The organism is Jiangella mangrovi (genome assembly GCF_014204975.1).
GTDB lineage: Bacteria > Actinomycetota > Actinomycetes > Jiangellales > Jiangellaceae > Jiangella > Jiangella mangrovi.
In genome coordinates, this window is sequence record NZ_JACHMM010000001.1 from 5380113 (window position 1) to 5398551 (window position 18439).

22 protein-coding genes are annotated in these 18439 nt (G+C 72.3%); 6 read left to right on the top strand and 16 right to left on the bottom strand.

Annotated elements, in window-relative coordinates; translation table 11 throughout:
- Positions 1–11: 11 nt before the first annotated feature.
- Both HD601_RS25025 and HD601_RS25030 read left to right on the top strand, forming a co-directional pair.
- Positions 12–977 carry a slipin family protein gene (locus HD601_RS25025; RefSeq protein WP_184826509.1) on the top strand — a complete coding sequence of 322 codons (966 nt, stop codon included), beginning with the start codon at positions 12–14 and terminating at the stop codon, positions 975–977.
- Between the two features lie 177 nt (positions 978–1154).
- Complete coding sequence (locus HD601_RS25030) at positions 1155–3041, top strand: anthranilate synthase family protein (RefSeq protein ID WP_184826511.1); 1887 nt, start codon at positions 1155–1157, stop codon at positions 3039–3041.
- On the opposite strand, the gene HD601_RS25035 is transcribed toward HD601_RS25030, so the two are convergent.
- From HD601_RS25035 to HD601_RS25085, 11 genes are all read right to left on the bottom strand, one after another.
- A complete protein-coding gene (locus HD601_RS25035) occupies positions 3007–3384 on the bottom strand; it encodes a VOC family protein (RefSeq protein WP_184826513.1) in 378 nt (125 codons plus the stop codon). The genes HD601_RS25030 and HD601_RS25035 overlap by 35 nt on opposite strands.
- A 137-nt stretch (positions 3385–3521) precedes the next feature.
- Positions 3522–4337 (bottom strand): helix-turn-helix domain-containing protein, encoded by an 816-nt coding sequence (locus tag HD601_RS25040; RefSeq protein WP_184826514.1) that lies wholly within the window; start codon positions 4335–4337, stop codon positions 3522–3524.
- A 14-nt stretch (positions 4338–4351) separates the two neighbouring features.
- Positions 4352–4987 (bottom strand): LysE family translocator, encoded by a 636-nt coding sequence (locus HD601_RS25045; protein WP_184826516.1) that lies wholly within the window; start codon positions 4985–4987, stop codon positions 4352–4354.
- 31 nt (positions 4988–5018) lie between these two features.
- Positions 5019–6047, bottom strand: a complete 1029-nt coding sequence (ilvC, locus tag HD601_RS25050; protein ID WP_343076447.1) for a ketol-acid reductoisomerase — start codon at positions 6045–6047, stop codon at positions 5019–5021.
- Positions 6048–6089: 42 nt separating this feature from the next.
- Complete coding sequence (gene ilvN / locus HD601_RS25055; RefSeq protein ID WP_184826518.1) at positions 6090–6614, bottom strand: acetolactate synthase small subunit; 525 nt, start codon at positions 6612–6614, stop codon at positions 6090–6092.
- Complete coding sequence (locus HD601_RS25060; RefSeq protein ID WP_425503434.1) at positions 6614–8443, bottom strand: acetolactate synthase large subunit; 1830 nt, start codon at positions 8441–8443, stop codon at positions 6614–6616. Before HD601_RS25060 ends, ilvN begins: the two co-directional genes overlap by 1 nt.
- Before the next feature lie 193 nt (positions 8444–8636).
- A complete protein-coding gene (locus HD601_RS25065; protein WP_184826522.1) occupies positions 8637–9218 on the bottom strand; it encodes a hypothetical protein in 582 nt (193 codons plus the stop codon).
- Positions 9215–10135: a DUF6286 domain-containing protein gene (locus tag HD601_RS25070; RefSeq protein WP_184826523.1), complete on the bottom strand. Its 921-nt coding sequence runs from the start codon at positions 10133–10135 to the stop codon at positions 9215–9217. Before HD601_RS25070 ends, HD601_RS25065 begins: the two co-directional genes overlap by 4 nt.
- 1 nt (position 10136) lies before the next feature.
- A complete protein-coding gene (locus HD601_RS25075) occupies positions 10137–10316 on the bottom strand; it encodes a hypothetical protein (RefSeq protein WP_184826525.1) in 180 nt (59 codons plus the stop codon).
- Positions 10313–10639, bottom strand: coding sequence for an Asp23/Gls24 family envelope stress response protein (locus HD601_RS25080; protein WP_184826527.1), 327 nt, complete (start codon positions 10637–10639; stop codon positions 10313–10315). The genes HD601_RS25075 and HD601_RS25080 overlap by 4 nt, the downstream gene beginning before the upstream one ends.
- 5 nt (positions 10640–10644) lie before the next feature.
- Complete coding sequence (locus tag HD601_RS25085; protein WP_184826529.1) at positions 10645–11184, bottom strand: Asp23/Gls24 family envelope stress response protein; 540 nt, start codon at positions 11182–11184, stop codon at positions 10645–10647.
- 109 nt (positions 11185–11293) lie between these two features.
- On the opposite strand from HD601_RS25085, the gene HD601_RS25090 reads away from it, so the two are divergent.
- The 4 genes from HD601_RS25090 (at position 11294) to HD601_RS25105 (ending at position 13637) form a co-directional block, all read left to right on the top strand.
- On the top strand, positions 11294–11857 hold the full coding sequence (locus tag HD601_RS25090) for a sigma-70 family RNA polymerase sigma factor (protein ID WP_184826531.1): 564 nt from the start codon (positions 11294–11296) through the stop codon (positions 11855–11857).
- Entirely contained in the window at positions 11848–12285 is a 438-nt protein-coding gene (locus HD601_RS25095; protein ID WP_184826533.1) for a hypothetical protein, read from the top strand. The genes HD601_RS25090 and HD601_RS25095 overlap by 10 nt, the downstream gene beginning before the upstream one ends.
- Before the next feature lie 65 nt (positions 12286–12350).
- The gene (locus tag HD601_RS25100) at positions 12351–13436 is read left to right on the top strand and encodes an IS630 family transposase (RefSeq protein WP_184820886.1); all 1086 of its coding nucleotides are present in this window, start codon (positions 12351–12353) and stop codon (positions 13434–13436) included.
- Positions 13437–13451: 15 nt separating this feature from the next.
- Positions 13452–13637, top strand: a complete 186-nt coding sequence (locus tag HD601_RS25105) for a type II toxin-antitoxin system ParD family antitoxin (protein ID WP_184826542.1) — start codon at positions 13452–13454, stop codon at positions 13635–13637.
- A 364-nt stretch (positions 13638–14001) separates the two neighbouring features.
- Here HD601_RS25105 and HD601_RS25110 read toward each other — a convergent pair whose 3' ends face one another.
- From HD601_RS25110 to HD601_RS25130, 5 genes are read right to left on the bottom strand one after another with little or no spacing between them, the layout of a single operon-like run.
- A complete protein-coding gene (locus HD601_RS25110) occupies positions 14002–14331 on the bottom strand; it encodes a hypothetical protein (protein WP_184826544.1) in 330 nt (109 codons plus the stop codon).
- A gap of 7 nt (positions 14332–14338) precedes the next feature.
- On the bottom strand, positions 14339–14896 hold the full coding sequence (locus HD601_RS25115) for a pyridoxamine 5'-phosphate oxidase family protein (RefSeq protein WP_184826546.1): 558 nt from the start codon (positions 14894–14896) through the stop codon (positions 14339–14341).
- A gap of 44 nt (positions 14897–14940) precedes the next feature.
- Positions 14941–15645, bottom strand: coding sequence for an ABC transporter ATP-binding protein (locus tag HD601_RS25120; RefSeq protein WP_184826548.1), 705 nt, complete (start codon positions 15643–15645; stop codon positions 14941–14943).
- A complete protein-coding gene (locus tag HD601_RS25125) occupies positions 15629–17563 on the bottom strand; it encodes a branched-chain amino acid ABC transporter ATP-binding protein/permease (protein WP_184826550.1) in 1935 nt (644 codons plus the stop codon). Before HD601_RS25125 ends, HD601_RS25120 begins: the two co-directional genes overlap by 17 nt.
- Positions 17560–18435: a branched-chain amino acid ABC transporter permease gene (locus HD601_RS25130; protein ID WP_184826552.1), complete on the bottom strand. Its 876-nt coding sequence runs from the start codon at positions 18433–18435 to the stop codon at positions 17560–17562. Before HD601_RS25130 ends, HD601_RS25125 begins: the two co-directional genes overlap by 4 nt.
- Positions 18436–18439 lie beyond the last annotated feature (4 nt).

The following is an 18439-nucleotide window of genomic DNA, read 5'->3' on the forward strand; positions in this document are numbered from 1 at the left end:
AGGAGGTCAGCATGGGTGCGCTACTCGCGATCCTCATCATCCTCGCGATCGTCGCCGTCGTCGTGTACGGAGCGAGCGCCCGGATCGTCCGACAGTTCGAGCGGGGCGTCGTGTTCCGGTTCGGCAAGGTGCACGGGCCACCGCGCGAGGCGGGGTTCGCGTGGATCGCACCGTTCGTCGACCAGATGCACAAGGTGAACATGCAGATCGTCACGCTGCCGATTCCGGCGCAGGACGGCATCACCCGCGACAACGTCACGGTGCGGGTCGACGCCGTCGTGTACTTCCGGGTGCACGACCCGGTCGAGGCCGTCGTCGAGGTGCAGGACTACGAGTTCGCCGTGTCGCAGGTCGCACAGACGTCGTTGCGCTCGATCATCGGCAAGAGCGAGCTCGACGACCTGCTGTCCAACCGTGAGGCGTTGAACCAGGGCCTGGCCCTCATGATCGACAGCCCGGCCGTGGGCTGGGGCATCGAGATCGACCGGGTCGAGATCAAGGATGTCGCGCTGCCGGAATCGATGAAGCGCTCGATGTCACGACAGGCCGAGGCGGAGCGGGAGCGTCGCTCGCGGATCATCACCGCCGACGGTGAGCTCCAGGCGTCGCACAAGCTCGCCTCGGCCGCGTCCGCCATGTCCGCCACCCCCGCCGCGCTGCAGCTGCGGTTGCTGCAGACGATCGTCGAGGTCGCCGCGGAGAAGAACTCCACCGTCGTGCTGCCGTTCCCCGTCGAGCTGCTGCGCTTCCTCGAGCACGCGACTGAGAAGCCGTCGGCCGAGAAGCCGGCGGACAAACCGGCCGACCAGCCGGTCCCCGCACCGGAAGAGCCGGCCGCGGTCGAGAAGCGGGCCGAGATGCCGGCCGTTCCACCGCCGCCACAGCAGCCCAACGGCCTGGGTGCGTCAGCGGTTGAGGGTGCTCCGCGCCTGGTCCCAGGCTCGGGCGGCGAACCCGGAGGCGGCGGCCTCCGGTGAACGGAGGGTGATGCTAGGGTCTGGCGCATGTACGCGACCGTTCTCGGTAGCTGGTGGCCCGCCTCCTAGGCGGCTCACCCCCTCGCGTACCCCACGCAAGCGACCGCCTCCTCCGAGGCGGTCGTCGTCGTGTCCGGCGTTCTTCCGCCCGGTCGAGGCTCGACCGGAAGGACCGACATGCTCACCGACCTGCTCGACGATCCCGCTCCCCCGCCGTTCGCGCTGCTCGCCCGCGCGGGCCGGCCGGAGGTGGAGCTGCTGCTGGGCGACGTGGTCGACGTCGACCGGCTGGCGGAGATCCCGCTGCCGGAGGGCGACGGCGCGACGCTCGCCCTGGTCCCGTACCGGCAGCTGGCCGAGCGCGGCTTCGAGTGTCACGACGACGGCGTCCCGCTGCGGTGCCTGCGGGTGCGACGACGGGTTCAGCTGTCCCGCGCCGCCGTCCTCGCCGCGCTGGGGGGCGACGGTGTCGACGTCACCCCTGGCGGGTTCGACGTCGCCGACGAGGAGTACGCCGACATCGTCGGGCGGGTCATCCGCGACGAGATCGGCCGCGGCGCCGGGGCGAACTTCGTCATCCGCCGCGACTACCTCGCCCGTCTCAGCGGCAACGTCGCGCACACGGCGCTGCGGCTGTTCGCCCGGCTGCTCACCGGCGAACCGGGCGCCTACTGGACCTTCGCCGTGCACGCCGGCGACGTGACGATGGTCGGCGCGACCCCGGAGCGGCACGTCAGTGTCGACGCCGGCACCGTCGTCATGAACCCGATCAGCGGCACCTACCGGGTCCCCGCCGGCGGCGCGACCGCCGACGACCTGCTGCGCTTCCTCGCCGACCCGAAGGAGACCGAGGAGCTGTTCATGGTGGTCGACGAGGAGCTCAAGATGATGAGCGCCGTCTGCGAGGACGGCGGGCGCGTGCTCGGGCCGTACCTCAAGGAGATGAGCCACCTCGTCCACACCGAGTACCTGCTCGAGGGGACGACGCGGCTGGACGTGCGCGACGTGCTGCGCGAGACGATGTTCGCCCCGACGGTGACGGGGTCGCCGCTGGAGAACGCGGCGCGGGTCATCACGCGGTACGAGGCGGGCGGGCGAGGCTACTACGCCGGGGTCGCGGCCCTCATCGAGCACGACGGCGAGCGGCTCACCGTCGACGCGCCGATCCTCATCCGGACCGCCTACCTCGACCCGGACGGGACGGTGCGGGTCCCCGTCGGCGCGACGCTGGTGCGGCACTCCGTCGCCGGGCACGAGGTCGCCGAGACGCACGCCAAGGCCGCCGGGGTGCTGACGGCGCTCGGCCTGCGGGAGGCGGCGCCACGAGCGAGCCGGACGCCGTCGCCGTCGTCCGCCGATCGGCCGTCGTTCGCCGAGGACCCCGCGATCGCCGCCGCCCTGACCGCCCGCAATCGCACGCTCGCGCCGTTCTGGCTGCGGCCGCAGGGACCGGACGCGCGGCCGGCGCTGGCCGGGCGGACGGCGCTGATCGTCGACGCCGAGGACCGGTGGACGGCGATGCTGGCGCACCTGCTGCGGCGGCTCGGCATGCGCGCGGACGTCCGCCGCTGGGACGAGACGGGGGCCGGCGACGGGTTCGATCTGGTCGTCTCCGGTCCCGGGCCCGGGGACCCGCGCGACCTCGCCGACCCGCGGATCGCGCGGCTGCACGACGTCGTCACCGGGCGGCTGGCGGCGGGGCGGCCGCTGCTCGCCGTGTGCCTGAGCCACCAGGTGCTGGCCGGTGCGCTGGGCCTGCCGGTCGGCCCGCTGCCGCAGCCGTACCAGGGCACGCAGCGGCCAGTGTCGCTGTTCGGCCGCGAGACCCGGGTCGGCTTCTACAACACCTTCGCCGCGTCGCTTCCGGCCGGGGCCGAGGTGCCGGCCGGGCTCGAGGTCGCGGCCCACCCGTCGTCGGGCGAGGTGTTCGCGCTGCGCGGCGCCGGGTTCGCGTCGGTGCAGTTCCACCTCGAGTCGATCCTGTCGACGGACGGGGTCGACCTGCTGGCCGGGCTGGTGACGGACGTGCTCAGCGGGTCGCGGAGTCCGGCTGCTGCGAGATGATCCACTGGATGCCGAACGGGTCGCGCAGCCGGCCCTGGCGCAGCCCGTACGACTGGTCGTCGAGCGGGAAGACGACGGTCGCGCCGGCCTGCTCGAGCGCGGCCCAGACGGCGTCCGCGTCGGGGACGTCGAGGGTGAGAATGGCGGTGGTGGCGGCGTCGTACTGGTCGGCATCCTTGATCGACAGCACGGTGCCGCCGATGCGGAACTCGGCGTACACGACGCTGCCGCCTGGCCCGTCGTGGCGCTCACCGGGTTCGGCGCCGAGCGCGCTCTTGTAGAGGTCGAGGGCCGCGTCGGCCCCCTCGACGACGAGTTTCGGGGTCACGGTCATGTCGGTCATGGGTCCATCGTGTCCCCGCCCCGACGGTGGGCGCTTGGAGAAATCGGTCAGGACGAGTGCGGGAGCGGTGTGATGGCGGGCGGTTTGGTGGTGCCCTGGCACCACCAAACCGCCCGCCATCCAGCCAGTACGGGAGGTCAGGCGAGCGGGACGTGGTTGTGCTCGGCGGCGGAGCGGGGGCGGTAGCGGCCGGGGGTGAGGCCGGTGAGCGCACGGAAGTCGTGGATGAGGTGCGCCTGGTCGAAGTAGCCGTGCCCCGCCGCGACCTGCGCCCAGTCGACACCGCCGTCGCCGGCCGGGACCGTCACCGTCCGCAGGACCCGCTGCAGCCGGCGGACCCGGCCGAACTGCTTGGGCGACAGGCCGACGGCGGCGCGGAAGCGGCGCTGCAGGGTCGACGCGGACAGGCCGGTCCGCTCGGTCACCCAGGCGACGGCCGCGCCGCGGGACAGCTCGCCGGCCGCGTAGAACACAGCACCGTCCGGCGCCGGAACGCGCGCGCCCCGCAGTCGGGACACCAGCACCGATTCCAGCACGTCGAGCCGCTCGGAAGGCGTCCGCGTGGTGAGCACGCGGTCGCGCACGCTGACGCCGTCGGCGCCCCAGAGGTCACCCAGGGACGTGACCGGATCGGTGAGCGCGGACGCCGGGACGTCGCCGAACGCGACCAGGCCGCCCGGGCGGAACACCACCCCCGCGGTCGACGCCTGGTCGGCGGTGTCGACGCCGATGGGCCGGGCCACCGGCCCGCACATGCCGGCACCGTCGACCCCCCGGCACACCGACAGGTCGTCGCCGTCGTACCACCGAAGCCGGTCACGAGCGAGGTTGACGACGAGCTGTGGCGCGCCGGTGGGTATGGTGCGGTCGCGGCCGGGCGGCAGCGGCTCGTCGAGATACCAGAGGTGCTCGACGAACGGGGCGAGCTCGGGGCGCGGCCGGCGAACCAGCATGCTCCGACCGTATGTCAGTCCGAGCGGCCGGTGATCGCCAGCCGGGCGCCCAGCCCGATCATCGCGACGCCGCCGACGGCGCTGAAGGTGCCGAGCCGGCCGGGCGAGCGGGCGAACCAGTCGCGGGCGGTGCCGGCGCCGAGCGCCCAGCAGCTGTCCATGAGGAACGCCATGACGGTGAACACGGCCCCGAGCAGCAGCATCTGCAGGCTCGGGTGCGCGCCCGCGGGATCGACGAACTGCGGGAGGACGGCCGCGAAGAAGATGATGACCTTCGGGTTGGTGAGCCCGACGACGAAGGCCTCGCGCGCGGCGCGGCGCGGGCTGCCGGCCGGCGCCGACGCCGTCGTGCCCGAGAACGAGCGACGATGCCGGATCGCCTGGATACCGAGCCACACCAGGTAGGCGGCGCCGGCGAACTTGATGATCGTGAAGACGACGATGGACCGCTCGACCAGCGCGCCGAGCCCGAACGCCACGGCCATCGCCTGGGTGAGGGCGCCGACGGAGTTGCCGGCGGCCGACGCGACGCCGCCGCGCCGGCCCAGGACCAGCGCCCGCCCGACCGTGAAGAGGACGCTCGGGCCGGGGATCGCGATGAGGACGAACGAGCTGATGACGAACGCCAGCAGATGAGTCGTCGAGATCATCGCGATCCCCTCCCCCGAATCGTCGACGGCGTCAGCGCGCCGCCGTGCCCTCGGTGTAGTCGTCGTCGCTGGTCTTGACCCAGCTCATCAGCTTGCGCAGCTCGCGGCCGGTGGCCTCGATGGGGTGCGCCTCGCCCTCGGCGCGCAGCCGCTTGAAGTCCGGCGCGCCGGCGTCCTGGTCGGCGATGAAGCCGGCCGCCCACGAGCCGTCCTGGATCGCCGTCAGGGCGTCCTTCATGCGCTCCTTGACCGAGGCGTCGATGACCTTCGGGCCGGTGGTGTAGTCGCCGTACTCCGCCGTGTCCGACACCGACCAGCGCTGCTTGGCGATGCCGCCCTCGTACATGAGGTCGACGATGAGCTTGAGCTCGTGCAGCACCTCGAAGTAGGCGACCTCGGGCTGGTAGCCGGCCTCGGTCATGACCTCGAAGCCGCTCTGGACCAGCCGCGACACGCCGCCGCAGAGCACCGTCTGCTCACCGAACAGGTCGGTCTCGGTCTCTTCGGCGAACGTCGTCCTGATGCCGCCCGCGCGCAGGCCGCCGATGCCCTTGGCGTACGCGAGCGCGAGCGCCCACGCCGAGCCCGACGCGTCCTGCTCGACGGCGACCAGCACCGGCACGCCGCGGCCGTCGGCGAACTCGCGCCGGACCAGGTGACCCGGGCCCTTCGGCGCGACCATGGCGACGTCGACGGTGGCCGGCGGCTTGATGTAGCCGAACCGGATGTTGAAGCCGTGGCCGAAGAAGAGCGCGTCGCCCTCCTGCAGGTTCGGCTCGATGTCGTTGGCGTAGATGTGCCGCTGCACGTGGTCCGGCGCCAGGATCATGATGAGGTCGGCCTCGGCGGCCGCCTCGGCCGGCGTCACGACGCGCAGCCCCTCGGCCTCGGCCTTGGCGCGGCTCTTCGAGCCCTCCTGCAGGCCGACGCGGACGTCCACGCCGGAGTCGCGCAGGCTCAGCGCGTGCGCGTGGCCCTGGCTTCCATAGCCGATGACGGCGACGACCCGCCCCTGGATGACCGAGAGGTCGGCGTCGTCGTCGTAGTACATCTCTGCCACGAGGGCTTCTCCTTCTGTGTTGCCTTCAGAAACCTGAACGGATTATGCGACGCGGTCGACGGGCCGCAGCGCGCGGTCGGTGATGGACCGCGATCCGCGGCCCACCGCCACCACACCGGACTGCACGAGCTCGCGGATGCCGTACGGTTCCAGCACCTTGAGCAGCGCGCTCAGCTTGTCCGACGAGCCGGTCGCCTCGATGGTCACCGCGTCGGTCGCCACGTCGACGACCTTGGCGCGGAACAGCTCGACCGTCTGCAGCACGTGCGGCCGGGTCTCGTTGTCCGTGCGCACCTTGACCAGCACCAGCTCGCGCTGGACCGACTGGCTCGTGTCGAGCTCGACGATCTTCAGGACGTTGACCAGCTTGTTCAGCTGCTTCGTGACCTGCTCGAGCGGCGAGTCCTCGACGTCGACGACGACCGTCATGCGGGAGACCGACGGGTGCTCCGTCGGCCCGACCGCGAGGGAGTCGATGTTGAAGCCGCGGCGCGAGAACAGCGCGGCGATGCGCGCGAGCACACCGGGCTTGTTCTCGACCAGCACCGACAGCGTGTGCTTGCTCATCAGTCGTCACTCCTGTCCCACTCCGGAGCCATGCCCCGGGCGATCTGGATCTCGTCGTTGCTGGTGCCGGCGGCGACCATCGGCCAGACCATGGCGTCGCGGTGCACGCCGAAGTCGACGACGACCGGGCGGTCGTCGACGGCCATGGCCTTCTCGATGGTGGCGTCGACGTCCTCGGCGGTGTCGCAGCGCAGCCCGACGCAGCCGTAGGCCTCGGCCAGCTTGGCGAAGTCGGGGATGCGGCGGCTGCCGAGGTCGGTGTTGGAGTAGCGGCCGTCGTAGAACAGCGTCTGCCACTGCCGGACCATGCCGAGGCTCTCGTTGTTGATGACGGCGACCTTGATCGGGATGCCCTCGATGGCGCAGGTGGCCAGCTCTTGGTTGGTCATCTGGAAGCAGCCGTCGCCGTCGATGGCCCACACCGTCGTGTCGGGCATGCCCGCCTTGGCGCCCATGGCGGCCGGGACGGCGTAGCCCATGGTGCCGGCGCCACCGGAGTTCAGCCAGGTGTTCGGGTTCTCGTAGGAGATGTACTGCGAGGCCCACATCTGGTGCTGCCCGACGCCGGCGACGTAGATGGCGTCGCTGCCGACCAGCTTGCCCAGCCGCTCGATGACGTACTGCGGCATGAGCTCGCCGTTCTCGGCCGGCGTGTAGCCCAGCGGGAAGTTCTCGCGCCACTGGTCCAGCTGGCGCCACCAGCCGGTGAGGTCGGCCCGGTGGTCCGCCGCGAACTCGGCCTCGATGGCCGGGATCAGCTCGCCGATGACCTCCTTGCAGTCGCCCACGATCGGGACGTCGGCGACGCGGTTCTTCGAGATCTCGGCGGGGTCGATGTCGGCGTGGATGACCGCGGCGTTCGGCGCGAACGACGACAGCTTGCCGGTGACGCGGTCGTCGAACCGGGCGCCCAGCGCGATCAGCAGGTCGGCCTTCTGCAGCGCCGTCACCGCCGCGACACCGCCGTGCATGCCAGGCATGCCCAGGTGCTGCGGGTGACTGTCGGGGAAGGCGCCGCGCGCCGTCAGCGTGGTGACGACGGGGAAGCCCGTGAGCTGCGCCAGCCGCGCCAGCTCCTGCCACGCCCGCGCCCGCAGCACGCCGCCGCCGACGTAGAGGACGGGGCGCTTCGCCGCCGCCATGAGCCGGGCCGCCTCTCGGACCTGCTTGGCGTGCGGACGGGTGACCGGGCGGTAGCCGGGGAGGTCGAGCTCGACCGGCCAGCGGAACGTCGTCATCGCCTGCATGGCGTCCTTGGCGACGTCGACGAGGACCGGCCCGGGCCGCCCCGTCGTCGCGATGTGGAACGCCTCGGCGATGGTTCGCGGGATCTCGGCGGGGTCGGTCACCAGGTAGTTGTGCTTCGTGATCGGCATCGTGATGCCGCGGATGTCGGCCTCTTGGAACGCGTCGGTGCCGATGGCCGCCGACGCGACCTGCCCGGTGACGGCGACGATCGGGACGGAGTCCATGTGGGCGTCGGCGATGGGCGTGACGAGGTTGGTGGCGCCCGGCCCCGAGGTGGCCATGCAGACGCCCGGCTTCCCCGTCGCCAGCGCGTAGCCCTCGGCCGCGTGGCCGGCGCCCTGCTCGTGGCGGACCAGGATGTGCCGGATCTGCTGGGAGTCGAACATCGGGTCATACGCAGGGAGAATGGCGCCGCCGGGAATGCCGAATACGGTGTCGACGCCAACCGCCTCGAGCGAGCGGATGAGGCTCGCGGCGCCCGTCATCGTCGTCCCGTTGTCCCTGGCTGGCTGTCCCTGCGGCATGGCCGGACCCTTCTGCTGTGTGGTCGTGTGTGCGTCTGGAGCTGTCCCGTGCAACAAAAAACCCCCCGGCCCTGGTGGGCTGACGAGGGGTAGCGCGTCGGCGAGGTACCGCCTACGCGCTAATGAAGTACGAGAATGCCGAAACGCACGAATGCACCGTCCCTCACCCGGAGGGCGCCCGTCAAGGCGGATGACCAGATGTCTCACCATCCGGAATCGGCGTTCAGATGCTGGGCGCCGCCCGTGGGCGTCACCGTACCCGCGTGCGGCGCGACCAGCGCCGGCCGCGCACCAGGAGCACCCGGCAGCGGGCCGGCGCCTGCGGCCCGAGGCTGGTGCTGAGGACCGCCGCGGCGCGGTCGGCGGCGTCGGCGACCTCGTCCAGGTCGGCCCCGGGATCGAGGGCGGCCCGCAGCTCGGCGACCACCTCGCGCTGGTCGCGCCAGACCCGGCCGCCGCGCGCCGTCACGCCCGGCGTCTCGTCCAGCGCCGCCGACGCCGCGTCGAGCAGCGCACCGGAGTCGGCCTCGAGTGCTCCACCGCGGCCGGTGCCGGGCAGCTTCAGCCGGCCAAGGCTCCGGCGCCGCGCGTGTGCCCGCAGCCACAGCAGCCCGATCACCACGAGGAGCAGCCCCAGCAGCCCGACCGCCCACGACCACCAGCTCTCGTCGGTCCGGTCGAGCAGGGCCGAGACGTCGAGCTGGTCGACGGCGTCGACGGCGTCAGGGATACAGTCCCGCTCCCAGGCGGCCGCGCCCGCCCCGAGGACCAGCAGCGCCAGCCCGACGACGAGGACGGCGATCCGCTCGGCCCCCGCCGCCGCGCGGTTCACCGCTCCTCCTTGCGTCGCGCGCCGACGCGCACCTTCGGCGCCCTGGCCAGCCGGGTCAGCCGGTCGGCCACGCCCTGCCGCACCTCGGCGGCGGTCCCCGGCTCGCCGTCGGTGACCACGCGGACGACGACGGCGCGGGGCCTGGCCTTCGCGCTGGCGCCGAGCACCCCGCCGTGGCCGGCCGCGCTGTCCACCGTCAGCTCCTCGACGGCGCCGCGCGTGGCGAACACGCCGGTGCGGGCCGCGACCGGGAGCGACCGGCGCGGCCGCGGCCAGAGCGCGGCCAGGACCAGCAGCAGGCCCACGGCGGCGACGGCGATGCCCGCGGGGAGCATCCAGTCCTGCGGCTCCAGCCCGTCCAGCCACTCCAGCAGCGGCTCGACCAGCTTCCGCCCGTCGACCACGCCGCCCTGCACCAGCGCGTCGTAGATGCCCGCGATCCCGAGCGCGACGAGGAGCAGCGCGACCAGCAAGCCGGCCTTGCGGGCGATCCCCGGCGCGGCCGGCCGGCCCGCCGCGGGCAGCGGCTCGGCCTCCGGCGATGCGCGGAAGGGGGCGACGGCCGCGACACGGACATCCACGCGGTCGACGGCGAACCCGGTGAGGTCGGCGACCTCGCGGGCGACGGCGTCCCGGACGGCGGCCGCGAGGTCGGGCAGGCTGGCGCCGCCCGGCGCGCCGACCTCGACCTCGAGCCGCACGTGCCGGCCGATCACCCGCGCGTTCGCGTGCGGCAGCGACCGGCCGCCGAGGCGCTCCCAGACGGTCGACTGCTCGGTGCGCCCGGCGACGCCGGCGGCCGCCCGCTCGGCGATCTTCCGGACCACGCGCTCGTGGATCTCCAGCCGGCCGCGGGTGTCGACGTCCTGCTGCGCCGTCGCGTCGGCCGCTTCGGCCGCGCCGGCTCCGGCGCTCACGTCACTCCCGGTCCCGGCCGCGCAGGACGGCGGTCACGTCGATCTCGCCGGACACCTGCCCGGCGACGGCGGCGCCCACCAGCCCGAGCAGCGCCGTCACGACGAACCCCCAGAACCCGCCCGCCGCCGCGGCCACGCCGAGCAGCAGGCCGGTGAACAGGCCGATCGTCAGCGTGTTCACGATTCGCCTCCGTTCTCCGGGGCGGCGACGTCGTCGACCACGACGTGTACCCCGCCGGGCACCAGCCGCGCCACCGCGCGGCGGACCGCGTACGCCGTCGCCGGCACCGGATGACCCCACTGCAGGACGACGTGCACCTCGGCGTTGCCGCCGTCGTCGATCCGGACCCCCGCCACCCGCCGGCCGGCCAGGTGGGTCGCGACCTCGCCGAACAGCCCGCCGTAGAGCCCGGCCACACCCGGGACCGCCAGCACCGCGGCCGCGACGATCTCGGCGCGGTCCGGCTGCCGCTCCGGGTCCGCGGTGGTCCCCGGCAGCTCCATCGAGATCACTCGACCCGGCTCTCGCGTTGCTCGCCCTCGTCCTCGCCCTCGACGTACACGTCGTTGACCAGGACGTTCACCTCGGTGACCTCGAGCCCGGTCATCCGCTCCACCGCGGCGACCACGTTGCGGCGGATCCCCGTCGAGAGGTCGACGACGGAGACGCCGTAGTCGGCCACGATGTCGATGTCGATGGCCGCCTGCCGCTCCCCGACCTCGACCGAGACGCCCTGCTGGAGGTTGGTGCGCGAGCCCGGGATCCGCTCGCGGATCGCCCCGACCATGCGGGCGGCGCCGCCCCCGAGGTCGTGCACGCCGGACACCTCGCGCGCGGCGATGCCGGCAATCTTCGACACGACGCCGTCGGCGATGGTGGTGCGGCCCATCTCCGTGACGAGCGGCCCCTGCGCGGGTTCGCGCCTCGACTCCCGCGCAGGCGCCGTCGTCCCCCCACTGCCGGAAGCGCTCCCCGTCGTCGCTCCGCCTCCGGTCGTACTCCCCGTCGTGCTCCCCGTCGCCGACACGTTCGGTCCGTCGGTGGTCATCGCCGGCCTCCCCCTGATCACTGGCCGCTCGTGCGGCTGACAGTGCTAGGACACGTCCACCTGGCCGGATGTCACGCATGATTCCGGACATTCCGGTCACGAATCCGGTGTGAGCGATGGGCCCGGGACACCGGAGCAGCTGGACGACCTCGTCCTCGCCCGGCGCGCGGGGCTGGGCGACCGGGTGGCGTTCGGCGTCATCGCGCGGCGGCACGGCCCGGTCATGTACCGGCTCGCCCGCCGCGTCCTGCTCGACGACGGCGACGCGGAGGAGGCCGTGCAGGACGCGCTGCTCGCGGCCTGGCGGCACCTGGCCGAGTTCCGCGGGGCGGCGGCGCTGCGCAGCTGGCTGCTGCGGCTCACGATCAACAAGGCCCACAACGTCCGGCGCAAACGGCGTCCGCTGCCGCTGGAGGCCGGCGACCACGACACGATGGTCGACGGCGTCGGAGACCCGGTCCGTGGAATCATCGAGAACGAACTGGTGGCCGCGCTCGACGCGGCGCTGGCGTCGCTCCCCGAGCCGCAGCGGGTGGCCTGGCTGCTGCGCGAGGTCGACGAGCTCAGCTACGAGGAGATCGCCGAGATCATGCACACCTCCCGCGACGTCGTGCGCGGCCTGCTGCACCGCGCCCGGCGGCGGCTCGCGGAGAGGCTGGCGGCATGGCGCTGATCCCCGATCCCGACGGCACCGCCGTGGTCGACCGTGCCGCGTCGGCCCTGCGCGCCTACACCGACCACGGCTGGACGGCGGCGTCGCAGCGGATCCTGCAGTCGGTGCTCGCCGCGGCCCGCCGGTCCCGCCCGGTCCGCGCCCGCGACGACGCCGGCGTCTTCCACGTCAGCGACCAGGTCGTCACCAGCTACCTCCAGTCCGCCGCCGACGCCGTGGACGGCGTGCAGGTCACCCACATCAGGCTCGACCTCGACGGCGACGAGCTCGTCGCGCTGCGGCTCACGGTCGCCGTCCGCTACCTCCAACCCGTCCACCCCCTCGCCGACACCGTCCGCCAGGCGGCGGGCTCGACGATCGAGGCCGTCCTGGGCGAGCCCTTCCCCCTCGCCCGCGTCGCCATCCACATCGGCGACGTCGATGACTGAGCGCCTCGACGAGGAGAGCTAGTGTCGTGAGTCAATAGTTCGTATTTAGTGGGTAGGCTTTGCGGGTGCCGAGTCCGGTTGCCCCTGTTGTGACGTTGACTGATGAGGAGCGGTCGCAGCTGTTGACGTGGTCGCGGCGGCCGACGAGCGCGAATGCGTTGGCGGTGCGGTCGCGGATCGTGCTGGCCGCTGGTGACGGGCTGGGGAACACCGCGATCGCGCAGAAGCTCGGGATCGCGGTGTCGAGTGCGCGTAAGTGGCGCTCGCGGTTCGTCGCCGACCGACTCGATGGCCTGCTTGATGAACCGCGCCCTGGCCGGCCCCGCACGGTTGGTGACGAGCAGGTCGAGGCGGTGATCACCCGGACGCTGGAGACGACGCCGAAGGATGCGACGCACTGGTCGACTCGGTCGCTGGCGGCCGAGCTGGGCCTGTCGCAGTCCGCGGTCTCGCGGATCTGGCGGGCCTTCGGCCTGCAGCCGCACCGGCAGGAGTCGTGGAAGCTGTCCAAGGACCCGCTGTTCGTCGACAAGGTCAAAGACGTCGTGGGTCTCTACCTCGACCCGCCCGAGCGGGCCGTGGTGCTGTGCGTGGACGAGAAGTCCCAGATCCAGGCCCTGGACCGCACGGCCCCGATCCTGCCCATGCTCCCGGGCACCCCGCAGCGCGCCACCCATGACTACAAGCGCTACGGCACGTCCAGCCTCTACGCCGCCCTCGACCTCGCCACCGGCCAGGTCATCGGCTCGCTGCACGCCCGCCACCGAGCGATCGAGTTCAAGAAGTTCCTGGCCAAGATCGACGCCGAGGTGCCCGCGGAACTCGACGTGCACGTCGTGCTCGACAACGCCTCGACCCACAAGACACCGGCCGTGAAGCGATGGCTGATCGAACACCCCCGCTTCACGCTCCACTTCACCCCGACCAGCTCCTCATGGCTCAACCTGGTCGAACGCTGGTTCGGCGAGCTGACCACGAAGAAACTCCAACGCGGCACCCACCGGTCAGTCCGCGAACTCAACACCGACATCCGCGCCTGGATCGACACCTGGAACGACAACCCCAGGCCCTACGTGTGGACCAAGACCGCCGACCAGATCCTCGAATCCATCGCCAGATACTGCACGCGAATTAACGACTCAGGACACTAGCCTGCCGGTGTGGGCATGACGAGCAACTCGAGCGCCAGCTCGCCCGACCCGCACGCGCGAGAGCCGATCCGACGCAGCAACGACTGGCGGGACCTGCGGACCCTCGTGCTCGACGGCGCCACTTCGGCGCCAGTCGGCACCGCCGACGCCACATACTTCGACGGGCTCCGCACCCGGGTCGAGCAGGCGCTCGACGAATGACGGGTACGGCGCATCCGTCACCCTTGGCACGCCTGGGCGTCCCCCTTGGCACGCTGGAAGTGAGCGATCGCGCGTGGAATGCGGCTTTTGTGGAGCGCTCCGGCGTGCCAAGGCGCGAGAGCTAGCCGCCCACATCGACGACCACACCCTTGACTTGCTCGCCCCAGAAATTGATCTTGGAGGTTCGGGGGTGTCAATCGGACATTCCGCCCTGCGATTCCGCCAGAACTCCAAGATCAACTCGGGTTGACGGGTCCCACGCCGGCCGGGCGGGGCGGGAGCTAGCTCTCCACCGGCTCGTGGCGGGGGTGCCGGCGGCGCCGGAGGTCGACGCCGATCTTGCCGCCCAGTGCGGCGGCGACCGTCACCGGCAGGAAGATCGGATGCAGCAGGAACAGCAGCGCCCCACGACCGCGCCGGCCTTGGCGTAGCGCATCCACCGCCCCCGCCGCGGCGCCGCCACGGGCGTCCGGTTCTCGATCCACACCGCCACAGGCAGGCCGACGAGCAGGAAGCCGGCCAGCCAGATCGGCGTCGCGTAGAACAGGACCGCGAGCGCGAGGCCCAGCGCGTCGGGGCCGCCACCCGCGAACGTCAGCGTCAGCACGAACAGCGCCATGGCGAGGAACGAGCCGGCGGCCGCGGCTGCGCCCTCGTGGAGGTCGAGGCCCTCGTAGTCCACGACGGCGTCCATGCTCACCTCACACGGGGTCGTAGTCGAACGCCGGCAGCCCGTCGACGCTGACGCTGTTCTTCCGCTGCCGGTACTCGGCCTGCCCGTCCGCACCCTTGCGTTCCATGTACGGCGGCAGCAGGTCGCGCTCGCCGGCATAGTCCATGAGTGGGACGCCGTAGCCGCAGGAGTCCGACACCCGGTGGACGTCGACGACGATGACGGCGCGGGCGCCGCGCCGCTCGGGGAAGAGCTCCGCCAGCTCCTCGAACTCGTCGTCGTACAGCGTCACGAACCGGCCGGACCCGTGCAGCCGGACGATGTTCGGCGGGCCGGTGAAGGCGCAGAACATCAGCGTGATGCGACCGTTCTCGCGCAGGTGGGCGATGGTCTCGGCGCCGCTGGCGGTGTAGTCGAGATAGGCGACGGTGTGCTCGTCGAGCACCGCGAAGGAGCCGCCGATGCCCTTCGGCGAGACGTTGACGTGGCCGTCCGGCCCGCTCGGCGCGGTCGCGACGAAGAACATCTGCTGCGCCTCGATGAACGCGCGGAGCCGGCCGTCGATCGATTCGTGCACCTTGCCCACATCCGCACCCTACCTAGCCGCCAGGCAGACCGCAGCGACGCCGATCACAGGCCGAGAACGCTCTTCCGCACCAACGCGCTCCCGGTCAGCTCGGCGGCACTGCCGGACGCGACGATGCGCCCCTCGGCGAGCACGTACCCGCGCGCCGACACCTCCAGCGCCCGCTCGACGTCCTGTTCGACCAGCAGGACGCTGACGCCGTCGGCGTTGATGGTGCGGATGGCGTCGAACACCTCGTCGACGACGACGGGGGCGAGGCCCAGCGACGGCTCGTCCATGAGCAGCAGCCGCGGCTGGGCCAGCAGTGCCCGCCCGATGGCCAGCATCTGCTGCTCGCCGCCGCTCAGACTCCCGGCCAGCTGCGACGACCGCTCGGCGAGGCGGGGGAACAACCCATGCACCCGCTCCAACCCGGCAGCCAACCCAGGACGGGCCCCGCGCCGGTACGCCCCCAGCACCAGGTTGTCGTGCACCGTCATCCGGGCGAACACGCGACGCCCCTCGGGCACCAGCGCGACCCCGTGGTCGCCGACGCGGTGGGCCGGCACGCGGGCGACGTCGACGCCGTCGACGGCGATGGTGCCCCGGGTCGAGCGGTGCAGCCCGGCGACCGCCTGCACGAGCGTCGACTTGCCGGCGCCGTTGGGCCCGACCAGGGCGACCACCTCACCGTCCGCCACGTCGACGTCGATGCCCCAGAGCGCCTGCGCCTGGCCGTACCAGGCCTCGAGCTCACGTACCTCGAGCATGGGCGTGCCTCCCCAGGTAGGCGCGGATGACGTCGGGGTCGTTCATGACCGTCCGCGGGTCGCCGTCGGCCAGCAGCGCGCCCTGGTTCAGCACGACGACCCGTGTGGCCAGCTGGTTCACGACCCGCAGCAGGTGCTCGACGATGACGATCGTGATGCCGGTCGCGTGGATGCGCCGGACCACGGCGACCGCGGCGTCGATCTCGGCCGGGTTGAGGCCGGCCAGCGCCTCGTCGAGCAGCAGCACCTTCGGCTTGGTGGCGATGGCCCGGGCCATCTCGAGCAGCTGCCGTTCGTGCAGGTTGATCTCCGCGGGTCTGGCGTCGGCCAGGTGCCGCAGGTGGACGACGTCGAGGCAGGCCTCAGCCTCCTCGCGGGCCGGGCCGAGCGGCCGCGGCGAGCGCCCGAACATGATCGCCATCGCCACGTTGTCGCGGACCGTCATCGACTCGAACGGCTTCGGGATCTGGTGCGTGCGGCTGACCCCGACGTGCGCGATGCGGTGCGGCGCCAGCCCGACGATGTCGCGCCCAGCGACCTCGATCGACCCGCTGGTTGGCCGCAACGCCCCGGAGAGCAGGTTGACCAGCGTCGTCTTGCCGGACCCGTTCGGCCCGACCAGCCCGACCAGCTCGCCCGCGCGGATCCGCAGGCTGACGCCGTCGAGCGCGCGGACGCCGCCGAAGGACTTGGCGACCTCGCGGCACTCGACCAGTACCTCCCCCGGCTCGGCCTGGGCAGGAACAGGCCCGGGAACGACGGCGTCAGCCTCGGTCTCGACGGGGTCGGCTGCGGCCGCCGTGGGCGGACGGCGTTCGACCGGCGTGGGCGCGCGGCCCGGCCAGAGCACGACGGCGACCGCGGCCAGCACGCCGCTGACGAACCAGTCCAGCGGCCCGCCCCAGGAGTCGACGACCGCCAGCACCCCCGTCACCACCACCAGCGCCAGCGCGGCCTGCCACGGCCGGCGCCAGAGCCGCGCCTGCAACCCGTCGGGCGCGACGACGACCAGGACGGCCAGAATGGCGCCGAGCACGATGAGGTTCCAGCCCTCGAACCCGGACGCCGACAGCCGGTCCTGGATGAGGACGATGACCACGGCGCCGAGCACCGGCCCGACCCAGTGCGTCCGTCCGCCCAGCACGCTCATGACGATGACGAACAGCGGGATCGTCAGCCCGAACACGCTCTCGACGGTGACGAAGCCGATCTGCAGGGCGAACAAGCTGCCCGCCGCACCGCCGATGAGCCCCGTCACGGCGATGGCCTGCATCTTGTAGCGGAACGTCGCGACGCCCAGGCCCTCGGCGACGTCCTCGGCGTCGCGGATGGACGCCAGCGCCCAGCCGAACCGGGTGTGCTGGATCGCGAACGCCGCCGCGACCGCGGCCACCGCGACGATGAGGTTCAGCAGGTAGAGGAAGTCCTGGAACTGCGCCAGCCACTCGGGATACTCCGCGACCGGCACAACGACGCCCTGGCCGCCGTCGATCTCGCTGTTGACCCGGGCCAGCGCGGCCAGGATGAACGGCACCGCCAGCGTGAGCAGCGCGAAGATCTCGCCGCGGAACGAGCGCAGCCGGAACGCCAGCCCGCCGACCAGCAGCGCCAGGAGCGCCGAGAACACCGCCGCCACCGGCACCGTCAGGTAGAAGTCGACGCCGTGCCGCCCGCCCAGCACCGCCGTCGTGTACGCGCCGACGCCGACGAACGCGCCCTGCCCGAAGCTGAAGTAGCCGCTGTAGCCGGACAGGACGTTCCAGCTGGTCGCCTGCGCGATCCAGAACAGCGCCGTCGACGCCAGCACGAGGTAGAAGATCGGCAGGCCGAGGTCCTCGCGCCACAGTGCCAGCGCCGCCAGCACGGCGAACACCAGCACGAAGCCGCCGAGCCCGCGGGCCATCACCTGGCCCTTCATCGCGCACCCCGGGCGGCGGGGGTCAGCAGTCCGTACGGCCGGAACAGCAGCGCCAGGATGATCGCCGAGAACAGCACCAGCGGCGACAGCGCCGGCGACCACGTCGCCGACACCACCGCCGACAGCGTCCCGACCAGCACGCCGGCCAGCAGGACGCCGCCCACCTGGCCGATGCCGCCGAGGATGACCACCGCGAACACCACTCCGATCCACTCGAACGGCGTCGACGGCGTCACGGCGTTGCCGAGCGCGAAGAGCATGCCGGCGACCGCTGCGGATGCCGCCGACAGGCCCGCCAGCACCATGCCGAGCCGGCGGTGGTCGATGCCGAACGCCGACGCGACGGCGCGGTCCTCGGCGAACGCCCGAAGCGCCCGGCCGGCGAACGTGCGCCGCAGCACCTGGTCGGCCGCCACCACGATGACCACCGCGAACACGAACGCGATCAGCGTCGGCGCCGGGAACACGAACCGCCCGATCGACACCGACTCCGTCGCGTACGGGTTGATGTCGCCGTCCATGCGCTGGAAGTCGGCGCTCCACACGTTGCTCACCGTCTGCATGACGATGATCAGCAGGCCGAAGCTGACCAGCAGCGACGCGAACTCCTCGACGCCGAGCCGGTCGAAGGCCCACTGCAGGCCCGCGCCCACGAGGAACATCAGCGGCACCGTCAGGACGATGGTGAGGATCGGGTCGATGCCCCACGACGTCGCCAGCTGGAAGGTCAGGTAGGCGCCGACGAGGATCAGCCCGAAGTGCGCCAGGTTGATGACCCTCAGCATGCCCCACGTCAGGGACAGGCCCGCGGCCATGACCGCGAACATGCCCCCGACGAGGGCCCCGCTGAGCGCGGCTTGCAGTGTCGTCATGCGA